Raw genomic sequence first — 19,046 nt, 5'->3', positions numbered from 1 at the left:
TCCTGGTCGGGGGGACGGACCGAGGAGAGGATAGCAGACGCGCGCCCCTCAGCCCGACACCAGCGACGCGAGGTCCTCGGCGAAGCGCGGGTACGACACCTCCACGCACTCGAATCCGTCGATGCCGACCGTCGCGTCGGCGGCCAGCGCCGCCACGGCGTAGGCCATCGCGAGACGGTGGTCCCCCCGGCTGTCCAGCGCCACGTCGCCGCGCAGGGGGGCGTGCGAACGCCCCACGATCACGAGCGTGCCCTCCTCGTCGATCTTGGCGCCAACGTACAGCGCGGAGAACACCCCCACGATACCGTCGAGCCGGTCCGACTCCTTGAGCCGCAGCTCCTCCACGCCCCGGAAGCGCGTGGTGCCCTCCGCTTGCGTCGCCACGACCGCGAGCAGCGGGACCTCGTCGACCAGCGACGGCACCTCCTCGGCGGCGACCTCGGCGGCCTGTAGCGCCCCGTCGCGCGCCACCGTCACGTCGGCGACGGACTCCCCGCCCTCGTCGCGCTCGTTCGCGTACTCGACACGGGCCCCCATGCGCTCCATCACGCGCAGGAACCCCGTGCGCGTCGGGTTCACGGACAAGCCGGGCAGCGTCACCTCTCCGCCCTCGTGCATGAGCGCCGCTCCCGCCATGAACGCCGCCGAGGACGGATCGGCCGGGACCGACAGCTCCGTCGCGGCGGGCACGACCGGCCCGTCCACCCAGGCGGCGAGCCCCTCGCGGCCCACCGGCACGCCGAAGGCGGGCAGCATCCGCTCGGTGTGGTCGCGGCTGGGGGCGGGCTCGGTGACCAGGGTGCGGCCCTCCGCGCGGCAGCCGGCGAGCAGGACGGCGCTCTTGACCTGGGCGGAGGCCACGTGCAGGTCGTAGCTGAAGCCGATCGCCGATGCGGCGCCGCGGATCGTCATCGGCAGCGTGCCGTCCTCGGTCAGCTCGAAGCGCGCGCCCGTCTCCACGAGGGGGCGCGTGACGCGCCGCATCGGCCGGCGGGACAGGGACTCGTCGCCGACCAGGGTGACCGTCACCGGCCACGGCGCCAGAACGCCGGCCAGCAGGCGCGCCGTCGTGCCGCTGTTGCCGCAGTCGATTGGCCCCGCGGGCTCCGAGGGGCCGCGCTCGCCCCAGCCCGTGGCCGCGAGCTCCAGGCCGTGCTCCCCCTCCTCCTCGACGACCTCGGCGCCCAGCGCTCTCACCGCGCCTATCGTCGCGCGCACGTCCGCGCCGCCGAGCACGCCGTGCAGCCTGCTGGTGCCCTCGGCCATGGCCGCCAGCAGCACCGCGCGGTGCGAGATGGACTTGTCGCCCGGTACCCGAAGGGTTCCTCGAGCGGGAAAGGCGGGGGGCTCGACGATGTGCTGCATTCAGGCCTCCTCGGTGGAGAGCGGACCGGCTTCCGGTTCGTAGCCGAGAGAGAGAAGGGCGTCCAGCAGCGCGGGCAGGTCTCCCTCGTCGGTCAGCACCAGCCGCAGCATCGCGCTCGACTCGGTCTGGTGCAGTATCTCGATGTCCTCGATGTTGCATCCCGCGCGGCCGACGGCCATCGTGACCTCGCTTATGACGCCGGGCCGGTCGATGACCGGGATGGTCACCTCGGTGAGGCGCTCGGTCGCGGGCACCCACTCCGCGGGCAGGGAGGAACGCGTGTCGGCGGCCCGGGCGAGCCACGCCCGCACTCGGGCGACGTCCCCGTGGCGCAGGGCCGAGGAGAACGCGTCCAGCTCGCGGCCGAGGCCGCGTAGCGCCACCCCGATGGCCTCGCGGTTGTCCAGGCAGATGCCCGTCCACAGGTCCGGCGAGCCTGCGGCGACGCGGGTCATGTCCTTGAAGCCGCCAGCCGCCAGCCGCAACGCCTCACCGCCGCGCTCGGCGGCGAGGTTCGTGAGCGCGGACGCCGCGACGTGCGGCACGTGGCTGACGACGGCGACCGCCTCGTCGTGGCGATCGGGGTCGACGGACATCGCGCGGGCGCCGAGCGCCCCCACGAGCGCGTGCAGGCGCCGGTACGCCTCCATGTCGGTCGACTGATCCGGCGTGAGCACGTAGTACGCCCCGCGGAAGAGCGCGTGCGTGGCGTTGCGCACGCCACTGCGCTCGGAGCCGGCCATCGGGTGCCCTCCCACGAACGCGGCCCCGGGGGCGAGCCACGCCCGGGCGGCCGCGGTCACGCCCGTCTTGGTCGACGCGACGTCGGTCACCGTACCCCGGTAGCCCACCTCGCCGAGCCGGCGGAGCCATTCCTCGGCCGCCGCCGCCGGCGTGGCCAGCACGACGAGGTCCGCCGGCCCGCCTGCCAGCCACCCGGCGGCCTCGGCGGCTTCCGGCGAGAGGCCCTCGTCGAGAACGCCGTGCTCGACGGCCCAGGCCAGCGCCTCCTCGTCGGTATCCACGCCGAGGACCGGCGGCGCCTCCGCAAGGGCGCGCACGGCGGCGGCCAGCGACCCGCCGATCAGCCCCACACCGACGACGATGATGCGCGAGAAGCCGCTCACGGCCGCCCCCACCGCCTGCCCCCGAGCTCGACGTAGGGTCCGAGCGAGGCCATCGCCTCGGCGAACCCCTCCGCGGTGAGCGACTGCGGGCCGTCGCAGCGAGCGTGCTCGGGGTCGGGGTGGACCTCGACCATCAGACCGTCCGCTCCCGCGGCGAGCGCAGCGCGGCACATCGGCGCCACGAGGTCCCGACGGCCGGTCGCGTGGGAGGGGTCCGCGACCACGGGCAGGTGCGTCAGCGACTTCAGCGCGGCCACGGCCGCGAGGTCGAGCGTGTTGCGCGTGTAGCTCTCGAACGTCCTGATGCCGCGCTCGCACAGCATCACGTCGCGGTTGCCTCCCTTGAGCACGTACTCGGCGGCGGAGAGCAGCTCCTCTATCGTGGCCGACAGGCCCCTCTTCAGAAGGATCGGCTTGCTCGTCCGTCCGAGCTCGTCCAGCATCATGAAGTTCTGCATGTTGCGCGCTCCGACCTGGAGCACGTCGGCATGCTCGGCCACCACGTCGGTGTCGCGCACGTCCAGCACCTCGGTGACCACCGGCAGGTCGACCTCGTCCGCCGCCTCGCGTAGCAGCTTGAGGCCCTCCACGCCCATGCCCTGGAACGCGTACGGGCTCGTCCGGGGCTTGTAGGCCCCGCCTCGCATCATCGTGGCGCCTCCGGCCTTCACCGCCCGCGCCGCGGCGAGCACCTGCTCGGCCGATTCAACGGAGCAGGGGCCTGCGATCATCGCCACCGCCCCGCCCCCGACCACCGCCCCGCGCACGTCCACCACGGTGTCCTCCGCCTGGAAGTCGCGGCTGACCAGCTTATAGGGCTTGAGCACGCGCACGACCTCTTCGACGCCGGGGAGGCCCTCCAGCTCCAGGCTGTAGATGGTCTCCCGGTCACCGATGACGCCGATGATCGTCTTGACCTCGCCGCGCGACAGGTGCGCCTCGGCCCCCGCTTCCCGCAGCAGGTCCACCACGTGTTCGACCTCCGAGGAGGTCGCACGGTCCCTCATCACCACGAGCATCGCTCGATCACCCTCTCTTCGCCCGCCTGCTCACTGCCGGTCCCCGGCCCGCCCCGGCCCGCGGAGGTCGTCCGTGGCGGCCGTCAGGCCAGCCCGCGCAGCCTCTCCGCGGCCGCCTCGAGGGCCTGGACGGCATCCAGGGTTTCCGCGGGGGTGCCCACGGTCATGCGCAGCGCGGGCGCGGTCCCGAATCCCCTGACGATGACGCCCTCCTCGAGGAGTGCCTCGAACACCTCGGCCGGCCTGGACGTGTGGAAGTACACGAAGTTGGCCTCCGAAGGCGCGTAGGAGACCCCGAGCCGGTCGAAGGCCGAATAGAGGTAGGTCTTCTGCTCCTGGTTCTCGGCGCGCCGGCGCCTCACCTCGGCCTCGTCGCCGAGGGAATGGTACGCCGCCGCCTGGGCGACGGTGTTGACGTTGAACGGGGCGCGCAGGCGGTGCACGGCGTCGGCCAGCGGCGCCGGCAGGGCGCCGTAGCCGACGCGCAAGCCGGCCAGCGAGTACATCTTCGAGAACGTGCGCAGCACGGCCAGCGGGCGATCCCCGTCGAAGAAGGCCAGCGAGTCGGGGTAGCCGGGGTCCGTCACGTACTCGAAGTACGCCTCGTCGGCCACGACCAGCACGTGCTCGGGCGCGCGGCGAAGGAAGCGCTCGAGCGCCTCGCGGCGGTACACCGTGCCCGTCGGGTTGTTGGGGTTGCACAGGAACACGACGCGCGTCCGTTCCGTGATCGCGCCGGCCATCGCCTCCACGTCGTGGGTGTCGTCGGCGAGCGGCACGCGCACGGCCGTCGCGCCGAACATCTCGCAGGCCATGGGGTAGACGACGAAGCTGGGCCAGGCGAACACGACCTCGTCGCCGGGGCGAAGGACGGCCTGCGCGATGAGCACGAGCAGCTCGTTGCTGCCGTTGGCGACGACGAGGTTCTCCGCCGGCACGCCGAGCCGCTCGGCGAGGGCGCCCCGGAGTGCTCGCGCCGACCCGTCCGGATAGCGGTTGACCCGGGGGGCCACGGCCCGGATCGCCCGGAGCGCGGCCGGGAAGGGCGGATGCGGGCTCTCGTTGCTGGACAGCTTCAGCACTCGCGGCCTGCCGCAGCGCTCCCGCACCTCGCTCGCACGCAGGCCGGGCGCGTACGGCACGAGACCGGCCAGGTCGTCGCGCACGATCCGCTCCCACGCGCTGCTTCCGCTTCCCAAGGCGCCTCCCATTCCGTCGGCGCACGGCTCACCGCGAGCCGCGGCCGGAGGTTGCGAAGGATTCTCCCGCAGGGGGGCGCGCGGTGGCAAGCGGTCTCAGGGGCGGGACGCCCAGGCGGGCGGAGCGAGGGGGTCAGTCCCTCCCCGGCGTGCGGACGCACGTACCGGGCGTCATGCCGAAGACCTCCAGCGCCCCGTGCCCGTCGGCGAGCTTGACGACGGTGACCGACGCCGGACGGATCGCGAAGCGCCATGCCGCTTCCGCCGGCAACCCGAGCCAGGTCACCAGCAGGGCGCGGACCACACCCCCGTGGGTGACGACGGCGACCCTCTCCCCCGCCTCCGCGATGAGTCCCGCGGCCTCCCGGATGCGACGGGTGAACGAGGCCCAGCTCTCGCCGCCGCCGGCGATCTCCCCCGCATCCGGGCCGCCGAGGTAGTCCATCGGTACGCCGGCGCGCCGCACCTCCGCGTAGGTGAGCCCCTCGGCGTCCCCCCAGCCCACCTCGCGGAGCCGCTCCTCGACCAACAGGCGTGCGCCCGCCGCGGCCGCGCCTGAGCTCGCCGGCTCCAAGGCCCGCCGCGCGGGCGAGGCGAGCACCGCGTCGGGGCGGAAGGCCCCGATGCAGCGGGCCAGGGAGGCGGCCTGCCGCGCCCCTCGGGGCGTGTAGGGCGAATCCGCCTCGGCGATGTAGCGCCCCTCGCGGTTCGCGACGGTCTCGGGATGCCGCGCGATCAGCACCCGCCGCGTCGTCGTATCCCCGTCGCCTCCCATCGCCTAGAGGATCCCCGCGATCATCAACGCCGCCGTCTCGACAAGCAGGACCGAGGCTCCGAGCACGTCGCCGGTGTATCCCCGGAACGGCCGCGCCACGACGAAGGGCACGGCTATCGCGACGGCCAGCCCCGTGAACGCCGCGGCCGCCGCGGCGGAGGGCTCCTCCAGCCGCACGAGCGCCACGGCGACGGCGACGGCGGCCGACGAGGCGAGCACGCCTCCGACGGGCGCGGGGCCGGCGAGCGCGGCGCCGAGCCCCCCGGAGCGCGCCGGGCGAAGCCCCCAGACCAGGAGCGAGGCCGCGCTCCGCCCGAGCACGGGAGCGAGCACGAGCGGCCACACGCGGCCCGCCGTCAGCGACGCACCGATCGCGGATGCCTGTCCGAGCGCGACGAGTGCCACGGCGGTGGCGCCGAACGCGCCCGTGCGGGTGTCGGCCATCACGGCGAGGCGGGATGCCGGATCGGCCGCCCCCCACGCGGCGTCCGCCGCGTCGGCCAGCCCGTCCCAGTGCAGCATCCGCGTGCCCCACGCCCACCACGCCACGACGAGCACCGCGGCGATCATCGAGGCCTGACCGCGCCAGCCCCATCGAAGCGCGAGCCAAGCCGGCAGCGCGGCCGAGGACCCCAGGAGCAGACCGACGGGCCCGAACCAGCCCACTGCGCCCGGGCCCGGCGCGGGATGCCGGGGCACCGGGACCCGGGTCAGCAGCGCCAGCGCGGCGAGCGCTCCTCGGGCCGCGGTCACCCTACGCCCCCACCGGACACGCCTGCCTCCTCGAAGCTCGCCATGTCGCGCAGGACGGCCGCGGCGGCCTCGATCGCCGGCATGGCCAGTGCCGCCCCGGTGCCCTCGCCGAGGCGCATTCGCAGGTCCAGCAGCGGCTCGAGCGCGAGCCAGCGCAGCGCCACGGCGTGACCGGGCTCCGGCGAGAGGTGCGACGCCACGACTCGCTCGCGTAGCGCGGGACACATCGCCGCGGCGGCCACCACGGCGGCCGTCGAGACGAAGCCATCGGCCACGGTCACGCACCCGCGTCCGGCGGCGCCGATGGCGGCTCCGGCCAACGTCGCTATCTCCAGGCCGCCCACGCCCGCCAGCGTCGCCAGCGGGTCGCGGCCGTCGGCGCCGTTGCGCTCCAGCGCGGCGCGCACCACCGCGGCCTTGCGGGCCACTCCCTCGGCGTCCAAGCCCGTCCCCGGCCCCGCCACGTGCTCCGGCCCCGCACCCGCGAACGCCGCCACCAGCGCGGCCGCCGCGGTCGTGTTGCCGATCCCCATCTCGCCCAGCCCCAGCACGCCTACGCCGTCGTCGACGAGCTCCCGTGCCAGGCCGATCCCGGCGCAGATCGCTGCGAGCGCCTCGTCCCCGCTCATCGCGGGGCCGGCCGTCATGTCGCGCGTGCCGGCGGCGACCCGCAGGTCGCGCACGCCTTCGGGGACGTCGCCGGCCCGCACCCCAACGTCGGCGACGACCAGACGAGCCCCCACGCTACGCGCGATCGCGTTGATCGCCGCCCCGCCGGCGGCGAAGTTCGCGGTCATCTGGCGCGTGACCTCCTGCGGGTACGCGGCCACCCCCCTTGCGACCACGCCGTGGTCCGCGGCGGCCACGAGCACGGCCTTCTCGCCGAGGACCGGCGGCACGCTCCCCGTGATGGCCGAGAGCCGCGCCGCGAGCTCCTCCAACCGGCCGAGGCTCCTCGGGGGCTTGGTGAGCGAGTCGAGCCGCGCCCAGGCGGACTCCTCGACCCCGGTGTCGGCCGGCCGGACGGCCGCGCACGCCTCGGCCAGCACTCGTCGTCGGTCCCTCGTCACCTACGTCTCCTCTCGCGCCGTCGGCGCTGCGACCGCCGGCAGGCTCTTCAGGTCCAGGCAACGCCCGGCTACCACCAACCAAGCGGCGTCCGCCGCCTCGACCAGCCGCCGGTTGGCGCGCCCGAGCACGTCGCGGAAGAGCCGACCCGACGCGTGCGCCGGCACGACTCCGTCACCCACCTCGTTCGTCACCACGACCAGGTGGCGGTCGCGTGAACCGGCGGCGGCGGCGCACGCCTCGGTGACCGCGTTCATCCGCGCCTCGACCTCGTCGGCGAACTCCTCGGGCAGCGCCTCGGCGTCCCACGGGCCGGCGAGCGCCCCGCGCGCCGCCGTCTCGTCCATCAACCGGCCCAGCAGCGTGCCGAGGCACTCCAGCACGACCGTCTCCCCTGGTCGCGCCCCTGGCGTCCAGGCGCCCGCGTCCCGGACCTCCCGAACGCGCCATGCCTTCGGGCGCGCCTCACGATGCGCCTCGATCCGTGCCGCCATCTCCTCGTCGCCCGCGGCCGACCCCGCCGCGGCGACGACGACGGCGCCTCCGAGCTCGGCGGCCAGCCCCTCGGCGGCGGAGGACTTGCCCGAACGCGCGCCTCCCGTGAGCACGTACAGCACTACGCCTCCCCTCCCGATCCCGCCGCCTCGCGCAACGCCGCGACCTCCTCGGGCATGAGCGGGCGAGCCTGACCGGGACCGAGCCCGCCGGCCTCCACGGGCCCGAACCGCGTCCGGCGCAGTCCCAGCACCGGATGGCCGACAGCGTCGAGCATACGCCTCACCTGGCGCTTGCGTCCCTCCCGGATCGTGATCTCCGCCTCCGAGCGGTCCGGGCCGGAGTGCAGCAGCCGGACCTCGGCGGGCTGCGTCGGCCCGTCCTCCAGCATCACCCCGCGCCGCAGCCGCTCGGCGTCGGGCTCGCGCAGCTCGCCGCGCACCACGGCGAGGTACGTCTTGGGCACGTGGAAGCGCGGGTGCGCCAAACGGTGCCCGAGCTCCCCGTCGCTCGTGAGCAGCAGCAGGCCGGTGGTGTCCTTGTCCAGCCGCCCGACGGGGAACAGACCCGGCGGGACGGTCCCGTCGGCCAGGCGCGGCAGGAGCTCCGCGACCGTCGGTCGCCCGCGGGGGTCCGACATCGTCGTGAGGTACCCCGCCGGCTTGTCGAGCACGTAGTGGTACGGGCCCTCGCCGAGTACCACGGGCCGTCCGTCGACGGCCACCGTGTCCGCCGCCGGGTCCACCTTCGCGCCCAGCTCGGTGACGACCGCGCCGTTCACCGTCACGCGGCCCGCGGTCATGAGGTCCTCGGCGCCCCGCCTGGAAGCGGCCCCCGCGCGCGACAGGAAGCGCTGCAGCCGCATGGTCACCGGCGTCTCCCCCGCGCGCCCGCGTTCCTCCCTGCGTCCGCCCACGCCCTAGTCGACCTCGGCGAGCTCGTCGTCGTCCTCGGCTTCCAGGGCCGGCCCCCGCATGGCGCTGAGGCGCTCCTTGATCGCCGACTCGGTCTCCGGGTCCGGGGAGAACTCCTCCAGCGGAGGCAGTTCCGTGAGGTCCTTCAGACCGAACTTCTCCAGGAAGGCGCGCGTCGTCGCGTACAGTATGGCGTTGCCGGCGTCGCGGTCGCGCCCGACCTCGCGCACCAGCCCCTTGTCCACGAGCGAGGAGATCACCCCCTCGGAGTTCACCCCGCGCACCGCGTTCACGCCGGATCGGGTCACGGGCTGGTGGTACGCGATCACGGCGAGCGCCTCGAGGGACGCTTGCGAGAGCCGCCTCGTGTCCCACGACAGCACGTAGCTCTCTACGGCCTCGTGGTAGGCGGGGTGCGTGTACAGGCGCCATCCGCCGGCCACCTCGCGCAACTGGAAGCCCCGCTCGGCGTCGCGGTACTCCTCGGCCAGCGAGCGCAGTGTCGTCTCCACCTCCCCCGCGTCGGCCTCGAGCACCTTGGCCATCCGCGACGCCGAGACCGGCTCGTCCGAGACGAACAGCATCGCCTCCACGGCGCCGCGCAGGTTCTCCTCGAACGTCACCGCCTACGCCACCTCCTCCACGAGCACGACCTCGATCTCGCCGAAGAGCGCCTCCTGCCGGACGTCCGCCCTGCCGCGCTTGTACAGCTCCAGCACGGCCAGCAGCGTCACCACGACCTCCTCGGGAGTCGCCGAGGACAGCAGCTCCGTGAAGCGCGTCGGGCCGCGCCGGCCCCTCAGCGCCCGCTCGACCCCGGCGACGTGCAGCTCCAGGCTTATCGGCGCCGCAGCGACGTGCTCGGCCTCCAGCAGGAACGTGCGTCGCCGGTGCTCGAGGTCGGCGCAGACCACCGCCAGGCCGTGCAGGGTCACGCCTTCCAGGAAATCCGGCATGAGCCCGAGGAAGGGCTCCTCGAGCCCGGCCTGCCGGGGGTGCGTCCGCGCGGTGGACTCCATGCGCGCCGCGAGCTCGGCCGCCACGTTCTTGAACTGTTTGTAGGCGAGCAGACGCGCGATCAGCAGCTCTCGCGCCTCCTCGGGCGAGAGGTCCTCGAACTCCTCCAGCTCGACGGTCTCCTCGGAGGGCAGCAGGCCCGCCGCCTTGATCTCCAGCAGCGTCGCGGCCACGAGCAGGAAGTCGCTCGCCACGTCCAGGTCCAGCTCGCGCATCCGGTCCACGTAGGCCAGGTACTGGTCGGCGACGTCGGAGATCGAGATCGCGCTGACGTCGAGCTTCTGCTTGGAGACCAGGTGCAGCAGCAGGTCGAACGGCCCTTCGAAGACCTCGGTGCTGACGCGGTACGACACGGGGCGCTCCTACGCGTCCGCGTCGACGTGCATCGCCCGGCGCACCGAGGACATCAGCTCCTCGACCGCCGGGCGCACCCGCGAGGCGCCCTCGGCCAGGACGTCCCAGGCGAAGGACGGGTCCGCCCCGAGCTCGTCGCGCCGGGTGCGGAACGGGCGCAGGTACGCGTTGAGGTCCTCCACGAGCTCACGCTTGTGCGCCACGCACCCGCACTCCGCCGTACGGCAGCACGCGTCGAACTCCGCGACCACGTCCGGCTCCCCCACCAGCTTGTGGATCTGCTGGAGCGGGCAGACGTCTGGGTCGCCCGGGTCGGTCTTGAGCTTGCGCGCCGGGTCGGTGAGCATCCCCATCACCTTCGACGCCGTCTCCTCCTCGGTCTCCGAGATGTAGATGGCGTTGCCGTAGGACTTGGACATCTTGCGACCGTCGGTGCCCGGCACGCGCGCGCCCTCCTCGGCGACCTTGGCCTGCGGCTCGGTCAGCAGCTCGCCGTAGACGCCGTTGAATCGGCGCACCACCTCGCGCGTGAGCTCGAGGTGGGGGAGCTGGTCCTCGCCCACGGGCACGACGTCGCCGCGCACTATCGTGATGTCGGCGGCCTGCAGCAGCGGGTAGACGAAGAACCCGACGTTGCCGAGGTCCTTGTCGGTGATCTGCTCGCGCTGCTCCTTGTAGGACGGTACGCGTTCGAGCCACGGCATCGGCGTGACCATCGCGAGGTACAGCGTGAGCTCGGCCACCTCGGGCACGTCCGACTGGCGGTAGATCGTGGCCTTGGCGGGGTCGATCCCGGCGGCCACCCAGTCGAGCACCATCTCCTCGGTGAAGCGGCGCACGCCGGACGTGTCGGCCCAATCGGAGGTGAGCGCGTGCCAGTCGGCGACGAAGTAGTACGCCTCGTACTCCTCCTGCAGCTCCCGCATGCTCGTCAGGTTGCCGAACCAGTGGCCCAGAGTGAGACGGCCGGTGGGGCGGTAGCCGGTGAGGATTCGCTTCCTGGTCACGTTCCCGCTTCCGGTCGAGACGTCGGATCCGCGTGAGGCCGAGGGATGTCCCCGGCCGGAGGTCGCCCGTAATGATACCGCAGCGTCGGGGCCCGGCTAGCTCGCCAGGCGCAGGAGGAACCCGAGCATCGGGTCGACCGTGTAGCGGAAGTACTCCCCGATCGGGCTCACCCCGGCGACCGAGGGCAGCACGAACACCAGCACCATCAGGATGAGGAAGCTCTGGCGCTCGAAGGCCCGGTACGCCGGCATCGCCGACGGCGGAAGCAGCAGCGGGAAGAACGACGAGCCGTCCAGCGGCGGGATCGGCAGCAGGTTGAAGAACATCAGCACCAGGTTGGTGAGGATCAGGTAGAACGCGAGCGTGGCCGCCACCGCGGCGGCCGTACCGCCCGGCGCGAAGCCCAGGACCCACAGGAGCGCCGTCCCGGCCAGCGCCAGCGCCAGGTTCGTGAGCGGACCCGAGAAGCCGATGAGCAGCTCGCCGGTGCGCGGTTCGCGCAGGTTGCGCGGGTTGAACGGCACGGGCTTGGCCCACCCGAAGATCGGCGCGCCCGAGAACGCCAGTATCGCGGGCAGGATCACCGTCCCTACCGGGTCGACGTGCTTGATCGGGTTGAGCGTTATGCGCCCCGCCGCCTTGGCCGTCGGGTCCCCCAGACGGTAGGCGACGTAGCCGTGCGCGACCTCGTGGCAGATCACGGACGGGATGAGCATCGCGAACCATATCAGGCGCTCGTACGCGATCATCGGGGGGAGGACGTCTCCTGGTCGCGCGGTCTCAGGCCCGCCTTGAGCGCCAGCCTGCGCAGGTTCTCCAGTTCGGCCTCACGTCCCACCGCGCGCTCGTCCAGCCTGTCCGCGAGGGCCTGCGCAAGGATATCAGAGAACGCCGAGGACGGTTCGAAGCCCATCGCCACGAGATCGTCGCCGGTCACGGCCGCCCGGACGTGCGCGAGGACCGCGGCGTATCGCGTGACGCGCTCCCGCACGACCTCGTCGCCGGTCACGAGCAGCCACACGAGCGTCTCGGGCGGTAACGGCGCGAGCAGCGCGTTGAGCCTGCTGTCGCGCATCCCGCGACGGTCCCTCAGGCGGCGCAGCACGGTGGGGCCGCGCTCCGACGCGGCGCGGACGGCAGGGGTGTGCTCGCGCCCCAGGCGCAGCCGCCGCAGCCACTTGTCGGCCTCGCGCACGCTCGCCGCGCCCCCCAGCGCCACGAGCAGCGCCGTACGCCGCTTGGGCGGCGCGGGCAGCGCCTCCGCCAGCGCGGCGTATGCCCCCTCGGCGGCTCGCACGGACTCCACCGCCCGCTCCTGCTCCACGTCGTCGGGCAGCAGCGCGGACAACGCGCCCAGCTCGGCCAGGCGCGTGAACGCCGGGTCGGCCGGCCGCTCCTCGATGAGATCCATCAGCTCCTCGCGCACGCGCGCGCCGCTCACCTCCTCGAGCACCCCCAGCTGCACCGCCTCGCGCGCGAGCGCCTCCGTGTGGGCATCCATGCGGAACCCGTAGCGCTCCTCGAACCGAGCGGCGCGCAGCACCCGCGTGGGGTCCTCGACGAACGACAGCGTGTGCAGCACTCGCACGACCCCGCGGCGAACGTCGCGATAGCCGCCGAAGGGGTCGGCGACCGCGCCGAAGCACTCCGGGTTGATGCAGGCCGCCATCGCGTTGATCGAGAAGTCGCGCCGCAGCAGGTCCTGTCGCAGCGACGAGCGCTCCACCGTGGGCAGCGCGCCGGGACGCGTGTAGTACTCGGTGCGCGCGCTCGCGATGTCGACGTGCAGCTCGCGCGACACAATCAGCACGGCGGTCCCGAACCGGCGGTGGGCCCGCACCCGATGCCCGAGTCGCCGTCCGGCCTCCTCGCCGAAGGCCACCCCGTCGCCCTCCACGACCACGTCCACGTCCAGGTTCGCCCGGCCGAGCAGCATGTCGCGCACGAACCCGCCCACCACGTAGGCGCGCACGCCGAGGTCGTCCGCCACCTCCCCGAGCGCGTGCAGGCTCTCGCGGGCCTCCGTCGGCAGGAGGTCTTCCACGGATGCGAGGAACCGCTGGGACGACTCGGCGGTGGCCTGCGGGAGCCGCCGGTCGAGGTACGCGTCGCCGTGCTCGGCGCGCAGCAGGTCCTTGCGCGTGACGATCCCCACGAGGCGCCCGTCCTCCACCACCGGCACCCGGCCGATGCCCGCCTGCGCCATCAGCCGCTCGAGCTCGCCGAGGTCGGTCTCGGGCGAGACGGCCACGACGTCGCGCGCCATGAAGCCCTTCACCGGCGCGTGGTCGAGCTTGTGGCGCCGCGCCTTGTCGAAGTCCTTGCGCGTCACGAGCCCGACGAGCCGTCCCTCCTCGACGACCGGCAGCCCTCCGTGACCCCAGGCCGCCATCACCTCGCCGGCCTGCCGCATGGTCTCCTCGGGCGTCACGGTGCGCACCGGCGCCGAGAGGATGTCGCGGGCGGCCAGTGGAGGGCGGACCTCGGTCTCCAGGGCGCGGCGCAGCTCGGCGAGCGTCTCGTCCAGGTCGGCGTCCTTCAGCGCCGCAGAGGCCGCCTGCGGGTGGCCTCCCCCGCCCAGGTGCCCGAGGACCCGCCCCACGTCCACGTCGGTCAGGCGGCTTCGCCCCACCACGTGCAGCCGGTCCGGCATGTCGACCGCGGCGAAGGCCACGCGGTATCCCATGTCCTCGACTATGTAGTGCGTCACCACGCTCGCGGAATCGACGTACTCCTCGAGCCGGGCGCGGCCGACCACGACCTCCTGCCCGTGGATCCGCCACGTCTCCAGAGAGGCGATCAGCCGGTCGAGCAGCCCCTGCTGGGCGGGCGTGAGCGTGCGCACCAGGAACTGGTTCAGCACCTCCATGTCGGCGCCGACGGCCATCAGGTAGGCCACCGCGTCGGCGTCGTAGGCCGTGGAGCCCGGGTACGTCAGGGAGCCCGTGTCCTCGTGGATCCCGAGCAGCATGACCGAGGCCTCCAGCGGCGTGAGGGCCACGCCGCGACCCCGGATCTCGTGCACGAGTATGGACGTCGTGGCCCCCACGAGCCTCGAGCGGTCCTCGACGCCGGCGAGGTCGCCCGGACCGGTCGGGTGATGGTCGTAGACGACGACCTCCACTCCCGGCCTCGTGGCCACGCGTCCCAGCTCGCCGATGCGTCCCGCGTCGCGCGTGTCCACCATCACCAGCCGCGTCACGGCGTCCAGGTCCAGCTCCTTGAGCTCGATGAAGTTCAAGAAGTCCTGGTGCAGGTTGTGGAACTCCCTCACGTTGTCGTTCTGCGAGCCGAGGAAGACGCCCACGGAGCCAGGGAACAGCTTGGTGGCCGCCACCGTGGCGGCGTACGCGTCGAGATCGGGGTTCGCATGACCGACGACGACCTGCACTGCGCTCCTCCTCGGAGGGGGTCTACACGTCCGTCAGCAGCGCCCTGGGTTCCGGCCGGTCATCGGTGACGCCCACGGCGGCGAGCAGGCGCCGCTCCCCCTCGTCCAGAAGCGCGGGACCGGCCGCGTGCAAGGTCGCCAGCGGGTCGTCCCGCGATACCGGTTCCCCTACCCGAGCGTGCAGCACGATGCCGGCCCCGGGGTCCACGGCCGCGTCCTTCGTCGTGCGTCCCGCGCCCAGCGCCGCCGCGGCTCGCCCCACGCCTTCGGCATCCATACGGGAAAGGTACCCGGACCGCGGCGCACCCGTCACGCGGCGCTCGCGTGCGCGAGGAAGGACGTCGGCGGGGTCCTCGGCAACGGCCTCGTCGCCGCCCTGCGCCCGCACCCAGCGCCTGAACGCCTCCAGCGCCCGTCCGTCGGCCAGCGCCTCACGTGCCAAGGCCTCGCCGGCGGCGGCGGTCGGCGCGCCGCCTCCCATCGCGAGCATCCGCCCCGCGATGGCGACGCATACCTCGGCGAGCCGGCCGGTCGCCGAGCGCATCGTCGCGACCGCCTCGGCGACCTCGAGCGCGTTGCCGACGGCGGCGCCGAGGGGCTCGTCCATGTCCGAGACCACGCACCGGATGCAGCGCCCGAGCGCCGCGCCGACCCTCGTGAGCTGCCGCGCGAGCGCTCGAGCCTCGTCCCCGGTCTTGGCGAACGCGCCGCTGCCTGACTTGACGTCGATCAGGACGGCGTCGGCGCCGCCGGCGACCTTCTTGCTGACTATCGAGGCGACGATCAGCGGGATCGACGGCACCGTGGCGGTGACGTCGCGCAACGCGTACATCGCCCCGTCCGCCGGGTCGACCTCGGGCGACTGGGCGATGACCGCGACGCCGACCTCATCGGCCTGGCGCACGAACTCGCCGATGGACAGCGCCGTCCGGAACCCCGGTATCGACTCGAGCTTGTCCAGGGTACCTCCCGTGTGCCCGAGGCCGTGTCCGCTCACCTTCGCCACGGTACCCCCGCACGCGGCCACCAGGGGCGCCACCACGAGTGTGACGGTGTCGCCCACACCGCCCGTGGAGTGCTTGTCCAGCACCGTCCGCCCCAGCGCGGACAGGTCCACCCTCTCTCCGGAGCGCACCATGGCATCCGTCAGCCACACGGTCTCCTCCGCGTCCAGCCCCCGGATGCACGCGGCCATCAGCCAGGCCGCCATCTGGTAGTCGGGCACCTCGCCGGCGGTGAAGCCCAGCACCAACCGGTCCAGTTCCTCCGCAGAGAGCCCTCCGCCGTCCCGCTTCCGCGCGATGAGCTCCTCGATCGTCGGCATGCCGGCTCGCCCCTTCCCCATCACCGTCGCGCCGCCAGCGTCTCGCCGAGGAACGAGCGCCCGCCGCCCGGCCTCTCGCTCGAGCCGTAGAAGTGCAGCAGCGTCGCGCCGACGTCGGCGAAGGTCTCCCTCACGCCGAGGTCTACCCCCGCGTCCACGCCGGACACCTTGACCAGCAGCGGCGCATGCTCGCGGCTGTGGTCGGTCGAGGGCGTCGTCGGGTCACAGCCGTGGTCCGCCGTGACCACGAGCAGGTCGCCCGGCACCATCGCGCCGAGCAGCTCCGGGATGCGCGCGTCCACGGCCTCGAGCCCCGCCGCGTAGGCCGGCGCGTCGTTGCGATGGCCCCACAGCATGTCGAAGTCGACGAGGTTCGCGAAGACCAGCCCGGGCTCCTCGGAAGCGACGCGCTCCACCGTCTTGTCCAGTGCGTCCATGTTGTCGGTGACGTGCGGGGACTCCCGGACGCCGCGCCACGCGAAGATCTCGCCTATCTTTCCGATGCCGTGCACGGGGACGCCGGCGTCGGCCAGCGAGTCCAGCGCGGTGCGGCCCGTCGGCGGCAGCGCGAAGTCGCGGCGGCGGTGCGTGCGCACATAGCGCCCTTCGGGATCCGGCCCGGCGAAGGGCCGCGCGATCACCCTCCCCACCGCGTGCTCGCCGACGAGCATCATCCTGGCCGCCTCGCAGACCGCGTAGAGCTCCTCGACCGGGATCACGCCCTCGTGGGCCGCGACCTGGAAGACCGAGTCCGCCGAGGTGTACACGATCGGGTCGCCGCTTGCGACGTGGGCGTCCCCCAGCCGCTGGATGATCTCGGTCCCGCTGGCGGGTTCGTTGCCCAGCCAGCCCCGGCCGGTGACGCGCGAGAACTCCTCCATCACCTCGGCGGGGAACCCGTCCGGGTAGACCGGGAAGGGCCGCTCGAGCGTCACGCCCATCATCTCCCAGTGCCCGGTGGTGGTGTCCTTGCCCGGGGAGAGCTCCCGCGCGCGCCCCCATGACCCTATCGGCGCCGGCACGGGCGGAACGCCGAGGACCTCGCTCAGGTTACCCAGCCCCATCGCGCCGAGGTTGGGCATGCGCAGGCCGCCCACCGCGCGCGCCGTGTTGCCGAGGGTGTCGGCGCCCTCGTCGCCGTAGTCCGCCGCGTCGGGGAGGGCGCCGACGCCCACGCTGTCCAGCACGAGCACGATCGCGCGGGCAGCACGGGTCACACGACCACCCGCGCCATCTCCTCCATGCTCGTCACGCCCGCGGCCACCTTGTCCAGAGCGTCGCGCCGCAGGCTCCGCATGCCCTCTGCCAGCGCGATCTCGCGCAGCCGCTCGGCGGGCGAGTCGCGCAGCGACTCCCGGCGCAGCTCGTCGCTCACCCGCATCACCTCGAAGAGCCCGACCCGGCCCTTGTAGCCCGTGCCGGCGCACCGCTCGCACCCCACTGCCGCCTGCGGCCGGAGCCTCTTCGCCTCGCCGGCCGTGAAGCCGACGGCGGTCAGCTCCTCCGCGCCCAAGAGGGCCGGCGCCTTACAGCCGTCGCACAGCTTGCGCGCCAGCCGCTGCGCGACGATCCCGATCAGCGCCGAGGAGGTGATGTAGGGCGGCACGCCGATATCGTTGAGGCGCGTGAGCGCCGAAGGAGCGTCGTTGGCGTGCAGCGAGGAGAGCACGAGGTGGCCCGTCAGCCCGGCGCGCACCGCGATCTCGGCGGTCTCCGGGTCCCGGATCTCCCCGATCATCACGACGTCCGGGTCGCTGCGCAGGATGGTGCGCAGCCCTGCCGCGAACGTCAGCCCGATGCGAGGATGGACCGCCATCTGCGTGAGGCCCTCCATGCGGTACTCGATGGGATCCTCCACCGTGAAGATCTTCCGCTCGGCGACGTTGAGGATGTTCAGGGCCGCGTACAGCGTGGTCGTCTTGCCCGACCCCGTCGGTCCGGTGAGCAGCACCACCCCGTGCGGCCGGCCGAGGAACCCCCGGACCACGTCCAACTGCTGCGCGGACATGCCGAGGTCCTCCAGCGACCTCGCTGTGCCGTCCGTGTCGAGCAGCCGTATCACGACGCTCTCGCCGTAGGGCGTGGGCAGGGTCGCCACCCGCATGTCCACCCGACGCCCCTCGAGGGTGATGCCGATCCGCCCGTCCTGGGGCAGACGGCGCTCCGCGATGTCCATCTCGGCCATGATCTTCAACCTGCTGGTGACGCCGGGACGCGCCGAGGAGGGCAGCTGAGTGACCTCGTGCATCACGCCGTCGACGCGGTAGCGGATCCGCACGGAGCGCTCCATCGGCTCCACGTGTATGTCCGTCGCGCCCTCCCGTACCGCGTCGCGGATGAGCTGGTTGACCAGCCTGACGATGGGCACGTCCTCGCCTGCCGCGACCTCGTCCTCGGGCGGCGGCGCGGCAGGCTCGTCCTCCGCGGCGAGGAAGACGTCGTTGGAGGTGAGGAACCGGTCGACGGCGCGCCGGATCTGGCTCGCTGTCGCCACGACCGGCCGGACCTTGTGGCCCGTGCGCAGCTCCGTGTCGTCTATCGAGGCGATGTCGAGCGGGTCGGCCATCGCCAGCACGAGCCTCCCGTCCTCCATGCCGATCGGGATGATCCCGTGACGTCGGGCCAGCCGTTCGGGCAGAAGGCTCGCGGCGGCGCGGTCGATCCTCCGCACGCTCAGGTCGACGTGCTCGAGCCCCTTCTGGCGCGCGAGCGTCTCGGCGATGCGCTCCTCGGTGGTCATGCCCAGGCGCACCAGCACGGCCCCGAGCTTCCCGCCCTCGCGGCGCTGCACGTCCAGCGCGTCCTCGAGGGCCACGGCGGTCACCACGCCGGAGCGCACCAGCAGCTCCCCCAGGCGCTCCCGGCCGTGCGCGCGGTCCCCGGCGTCCTCCCGCTCGCGCCTGCCGCGGACGCTCATCGGCGGGTCACGCCTGCCTTCGCACGATCGACAGCACCCACTCGCCGATGAGCACGGCGACGATGGAGACGGTCGCGTCCACGTCGAACACCCCGCCGTAGGGCGTCTCAACGGGTTCCAACCCCAGCGGCAGCACCAGCCATCTCGTCAGGCCGAGGAGGGCGCGTGCCCACTCTTGCTGGGCGATCGTGCCGAAGAACCCCACGACGAGGTGGATCGTGAGGGCCACGGCGACCACCACGAGGATGTCCATGACGACCGTGATGAGCGTGCGGACGGGTCTGCCGGCCATTCGTCCCTCCGTCGATGCGCCTATGAG

General features: G+C 73.3%; 18 protein-coding genes. All 18 read right to left on the bottom strand.

Annotation, left to right across the window (positions count from 1 at the left end; translation table 11 throughout):
• Window positions 1-48: 48 nt before the first annotated feature.
• On the bottom strand, window positions 49-1,365 hold the full coding sequence (gene aroA, locus IBX62_01415) for a 3-phosphoshikimate 1-carboxyvinyltransferase (protein ID MBE0475749.1): 1,317 nt from the start codon (window positions 1,363-1,365) through the stop codon (window positions 49-51).
• Window positions 1,366-2,505, bottom strand: coding sequence for a prephenate dehydrogenase/arogenate dehydrogenase family protein (locus IBX62_01410; protein ID MBE0475748.1), 1,140 nt, complete (start codon window positions 2,503-2,505; stop codon window positions 1,366-1,368).
• On the bottom strand, window positions 2,490-3,512 hold the full coding sequence (gene aroF, locus IBX62_01405) for a 3-deoxy-7-phosphoheptulonate synthase (protein MBE0475747.1): 1,023 nt from the start codon (window positions 3,510-3,512) through the stop codon (window positions 2,490-2,492). Before aroF ends, IBX62_01410 begins: the two co-directional genes overlap by 16 nt.
• 83 nt (window positions 3,513-3,595) lie before the next feature.
• Window positions 3,596-4,711 (bottom strand): histidinol-phosphate transaminase, encoded by a 1,116-nt coding sequence (gene hisC, locus IBX62_01400; protein ID MBE0475746.1) that lies wholly within the window; start codon window positions 4,709-4,711, stop codon window positions 3,596-3,598.
• Window positions 4,712-4,844: 133 nt separating this feature from the next.
• Window positions 4,845-5,486 carry a histidine phosphatase family protein gene (locus tag IBX62_01395; protein ID MBE0475745.1) on the bottom strand — a complete coding sequence of 214 codons (642 nt, stop codon included), beginning with the start codon at window positions 5,484-5,486 and terminating at the stop codon, window positions 4,845-4,847.
• A 3-nt stretch (window positions 5,487-5,489) separates the two neighbouring features.
• Window positions 5,490-6,239: an adenosylcobinamide-GDP ribazoletransferase gene (locus tag IBX62_01390; protein MBE0475744.1), complete on the bottom strand. Its 750-nt coding sequence runs from the start codon at window positions 6,237-6,239 to the stop codon at window positions 5,490-5,492.
• Complete coding sequence (gene cobT, locus IBX62_01385; protein ID MBE0475743.1) at window positions 6,236-7,288, bottom strand: nicotinate-nucleotide--dimethylbenzimidazole phosphoribosyltransferase; 1,053 nt, start codon at window positions 7,286-7,288, stop codon at window positions 6,236-6,238. The genes IBX62_01390 and cobT overlap by 4 nt, the downstream gene beginning before the upstream one ends.
• A gap of 21 nt (window positions 7,289-7,309) precedes the next feature.
• The gene (locus IBX62_01380; protein MBE0475742.1) at window positions 7,310-7,924 is read right to left on the bottom strand and encodes a bifunctional adenosylcobinamide kinase/adenosylcobinamide-phosphate guanylyltransferase; all 615 of its coding nucleotides are present in this window, start codon (window positions 7,922-7,924) and stop codon (window positions 7,310-7,312) included.
• Entirely contained in the window at window positions 7,924-8,667 is a 744-nt protein-coding gene (locus IBX62_01375) for an rRNA pseudouridine synthase (protein ID MBE0475741.1), read from the bottom strand. The genes IBX62_01380 and IBX62_01375 overlap by 1 nt, the downstream gene beginning before the upstream one ends.
• 54 nt (window positions 8,668-8,721) lie before the next feature.
• Window positions 8,722-9,300 (bottom strand): SMC-Scp complex subunit ScpB, encoded by a 579-nt coding sequence (gene scpB / locus IBX62_01370; GenBank protein ID MBE0475740.1) that lies wholly within the window; start codon window positions 9,298-9,300, stop codon window positions 8,722-8,724.
• A gap of 42 nt (window positions 9,301-9,342) precedes the next feature.
• Complete coding sequence (locus IBX62_01365) at window positions 9,343-10,086, bottom strand: segregation/condensation protein A (protein ID MBE0475739.1); 744 nt, start codon at window positions 10,084-10,086, stop codon at window positions 9,343-9,345.
• 9 nt (window positions 10,087-10,095) lie between these two features.
• Complete coding sequence (gene trpS / locus IBX62_01360; GenBank protein MBE0475738.1) at window positions 10,096-11,094, bottom strand: tryptophan--tRNA ligase; 999 nt, start codon at window positions 11,092-11,094, stop codon at window positions 10,096-10,098.
• A 96-nt stretch (window positions 11,095-11,190) separates the two neighbouring features.
• Window positions 11,191-11,811 carry a site-2 protease family protein gene (locus tag IBX62_01355; GenBank protein ID MBE0475737.1) on the bottom strand — a complete coding sequence of 207 codons (621 nt, stop codon included), beginning with the start codon at window positions 11,809-11,811 and terminating at the stop codon, window positions 11,191-11,193.
• A 29-nt stretch (window positions 11,812-11,840) separates the two neighbouring features.
• On the bottom strand, window positions 11,841-14,486 hold the full coding sequence (locus IBX62_01350) for a CBS domain-containing protein (GenBank protein ID MBE0475736.1): 2,646 nt from the start codon (window positions 14,484-14,486) through the stop codon (window positions 11,841-11,843).
• A gap of 22 nt (window positions 14,487-14,508) precedes the next feature.
• Window positions 14,509-15,810 (bottom strand): thymidine phosphorylase, encoded by a 1,302-nt coding sequence (locus IBX62_01345; protein ID MBE0475735.1) that lies wholly within the window; start codon window positions 15,808-15,810, stop codon window positions 14,509-14,511.
• Window positions 15,811-15,830: 20 nt separating this feature from the next.
• A complete protein-coding gene (locus tag IBX62_01340) occupies window positions 15,831-17,027 on the bottom strand; it encodes a phosphopentomutase (protein ID MBE0475734.1) in 1,197 nt (398 codons plus the stop codon).
• Complete coding sequence (tadA, locus tag IBX62_01335) at window positions 17,024-18,727, bottom strand: Flp pilus assembly complex ATPase component TadA (GenBank protein MBE0475733.1); 1,704 nt, start codon at window positions 18,725-18,727, stop codon at window positions 17,024-17,026. The genes IBX62_01340 and tadA overlap by 4 nt, the downstream gene beginning before the upstream one ends.
• Before the next feature lie 7 nt (window positions 18,728-18,734).
• Complete coding sequence (locus IBX62_01330; GenBank protein ID MBE0475732.1) at window positions 18,735-19,019, bottom strand: hypothetical protein; 285 nt, start codon at window positions 19,017-19,019, stop codon at window positions 18,735-18,737.
• Window positions 19,020-19,046 lie beyond the last annotated feature (27 nt).

Source organism: Coriobacteriia bacterium, assembly GCA_014859305.1.
Lineage (GTDB): Bacteria > Actinomycetota > Coriobacteriia > Anaerosomatales > Kmv31 > Kmv31.
Note: the sequence above shows the minus strand (reverse complement) of the source record. Positions and strands in the feature narration are given on the sequence as shown.

What these genes read in the sequence shown, in the direction of transcription:
- aroA (MBE0475749.1), bottom strand. Translation starts at nt 1,365, where the DNA reads ATGCAGCACATCGTCGAGCCCCCCGCCTTTCCCGCTCGAGGAACCCTT.
- aroF (MBE0475747.1), bottom strand. Translation starts at nt 3,512, where the DNA reads ATGCTCGTGGTGATGAGGGACCGTGCGACCTCCTCGGAGGTCGAACAC.
- IBX62_01395 (MBE0475745.1), bottom strand. Translation starts at nt 5,486, where the DNA reads ATGGGAGGCGACGGGGATACGACGACGCGGCGGGTGCTGATCGCGCGG.
- IBX62_01375 (MBE0475741.1), bottom strand. Translation starts at nt 8,667, where the DNA reads ATGCGGCTGCAGCGCTTCCTGTCGCGCGCGGGGGCCGCTTCCAGGCGG.
- scpB (MBE0475740.1), bottom strand. Translation starts at nt 9,300, where the DNA reads ATGCTGTTCGTCTCGGACGAGCCGGTCTCGGCGTCGCGGATGGCCAAG.
- IBX62_01355 (MBE0475737.1), bottom strand. Translation starts at nt 11,811, where the DNA reads ATGCTCATCCCGTCCGTGATCTGCCACGAGGTCGCGCACGGCTACGTC.
- IBX62_01345 (MBE0475735.1), bottom strand. Translation starts at nt 15,810, where the DNA reads ATGCCGACGATCGAGGAGCTCATCGCGCGGAAGCGGGACGGCGGAGGG.
- tadA (MBE0475733.1), bottom strand. Translation starts at nt 18,727, where the DNA reads ATGAGCGTCCGCGGCAGGCGCGAGCGGGAGGACGCCGGGGACCGCGCG.
- IBX62_01330 (MBE0475732.1), bottom strand. Translation starts at nt 19,019, where the DNA reads ATGGCCGGCAGACCCGTCCGCACGCTCATCACGGTCGTCATGGACATC.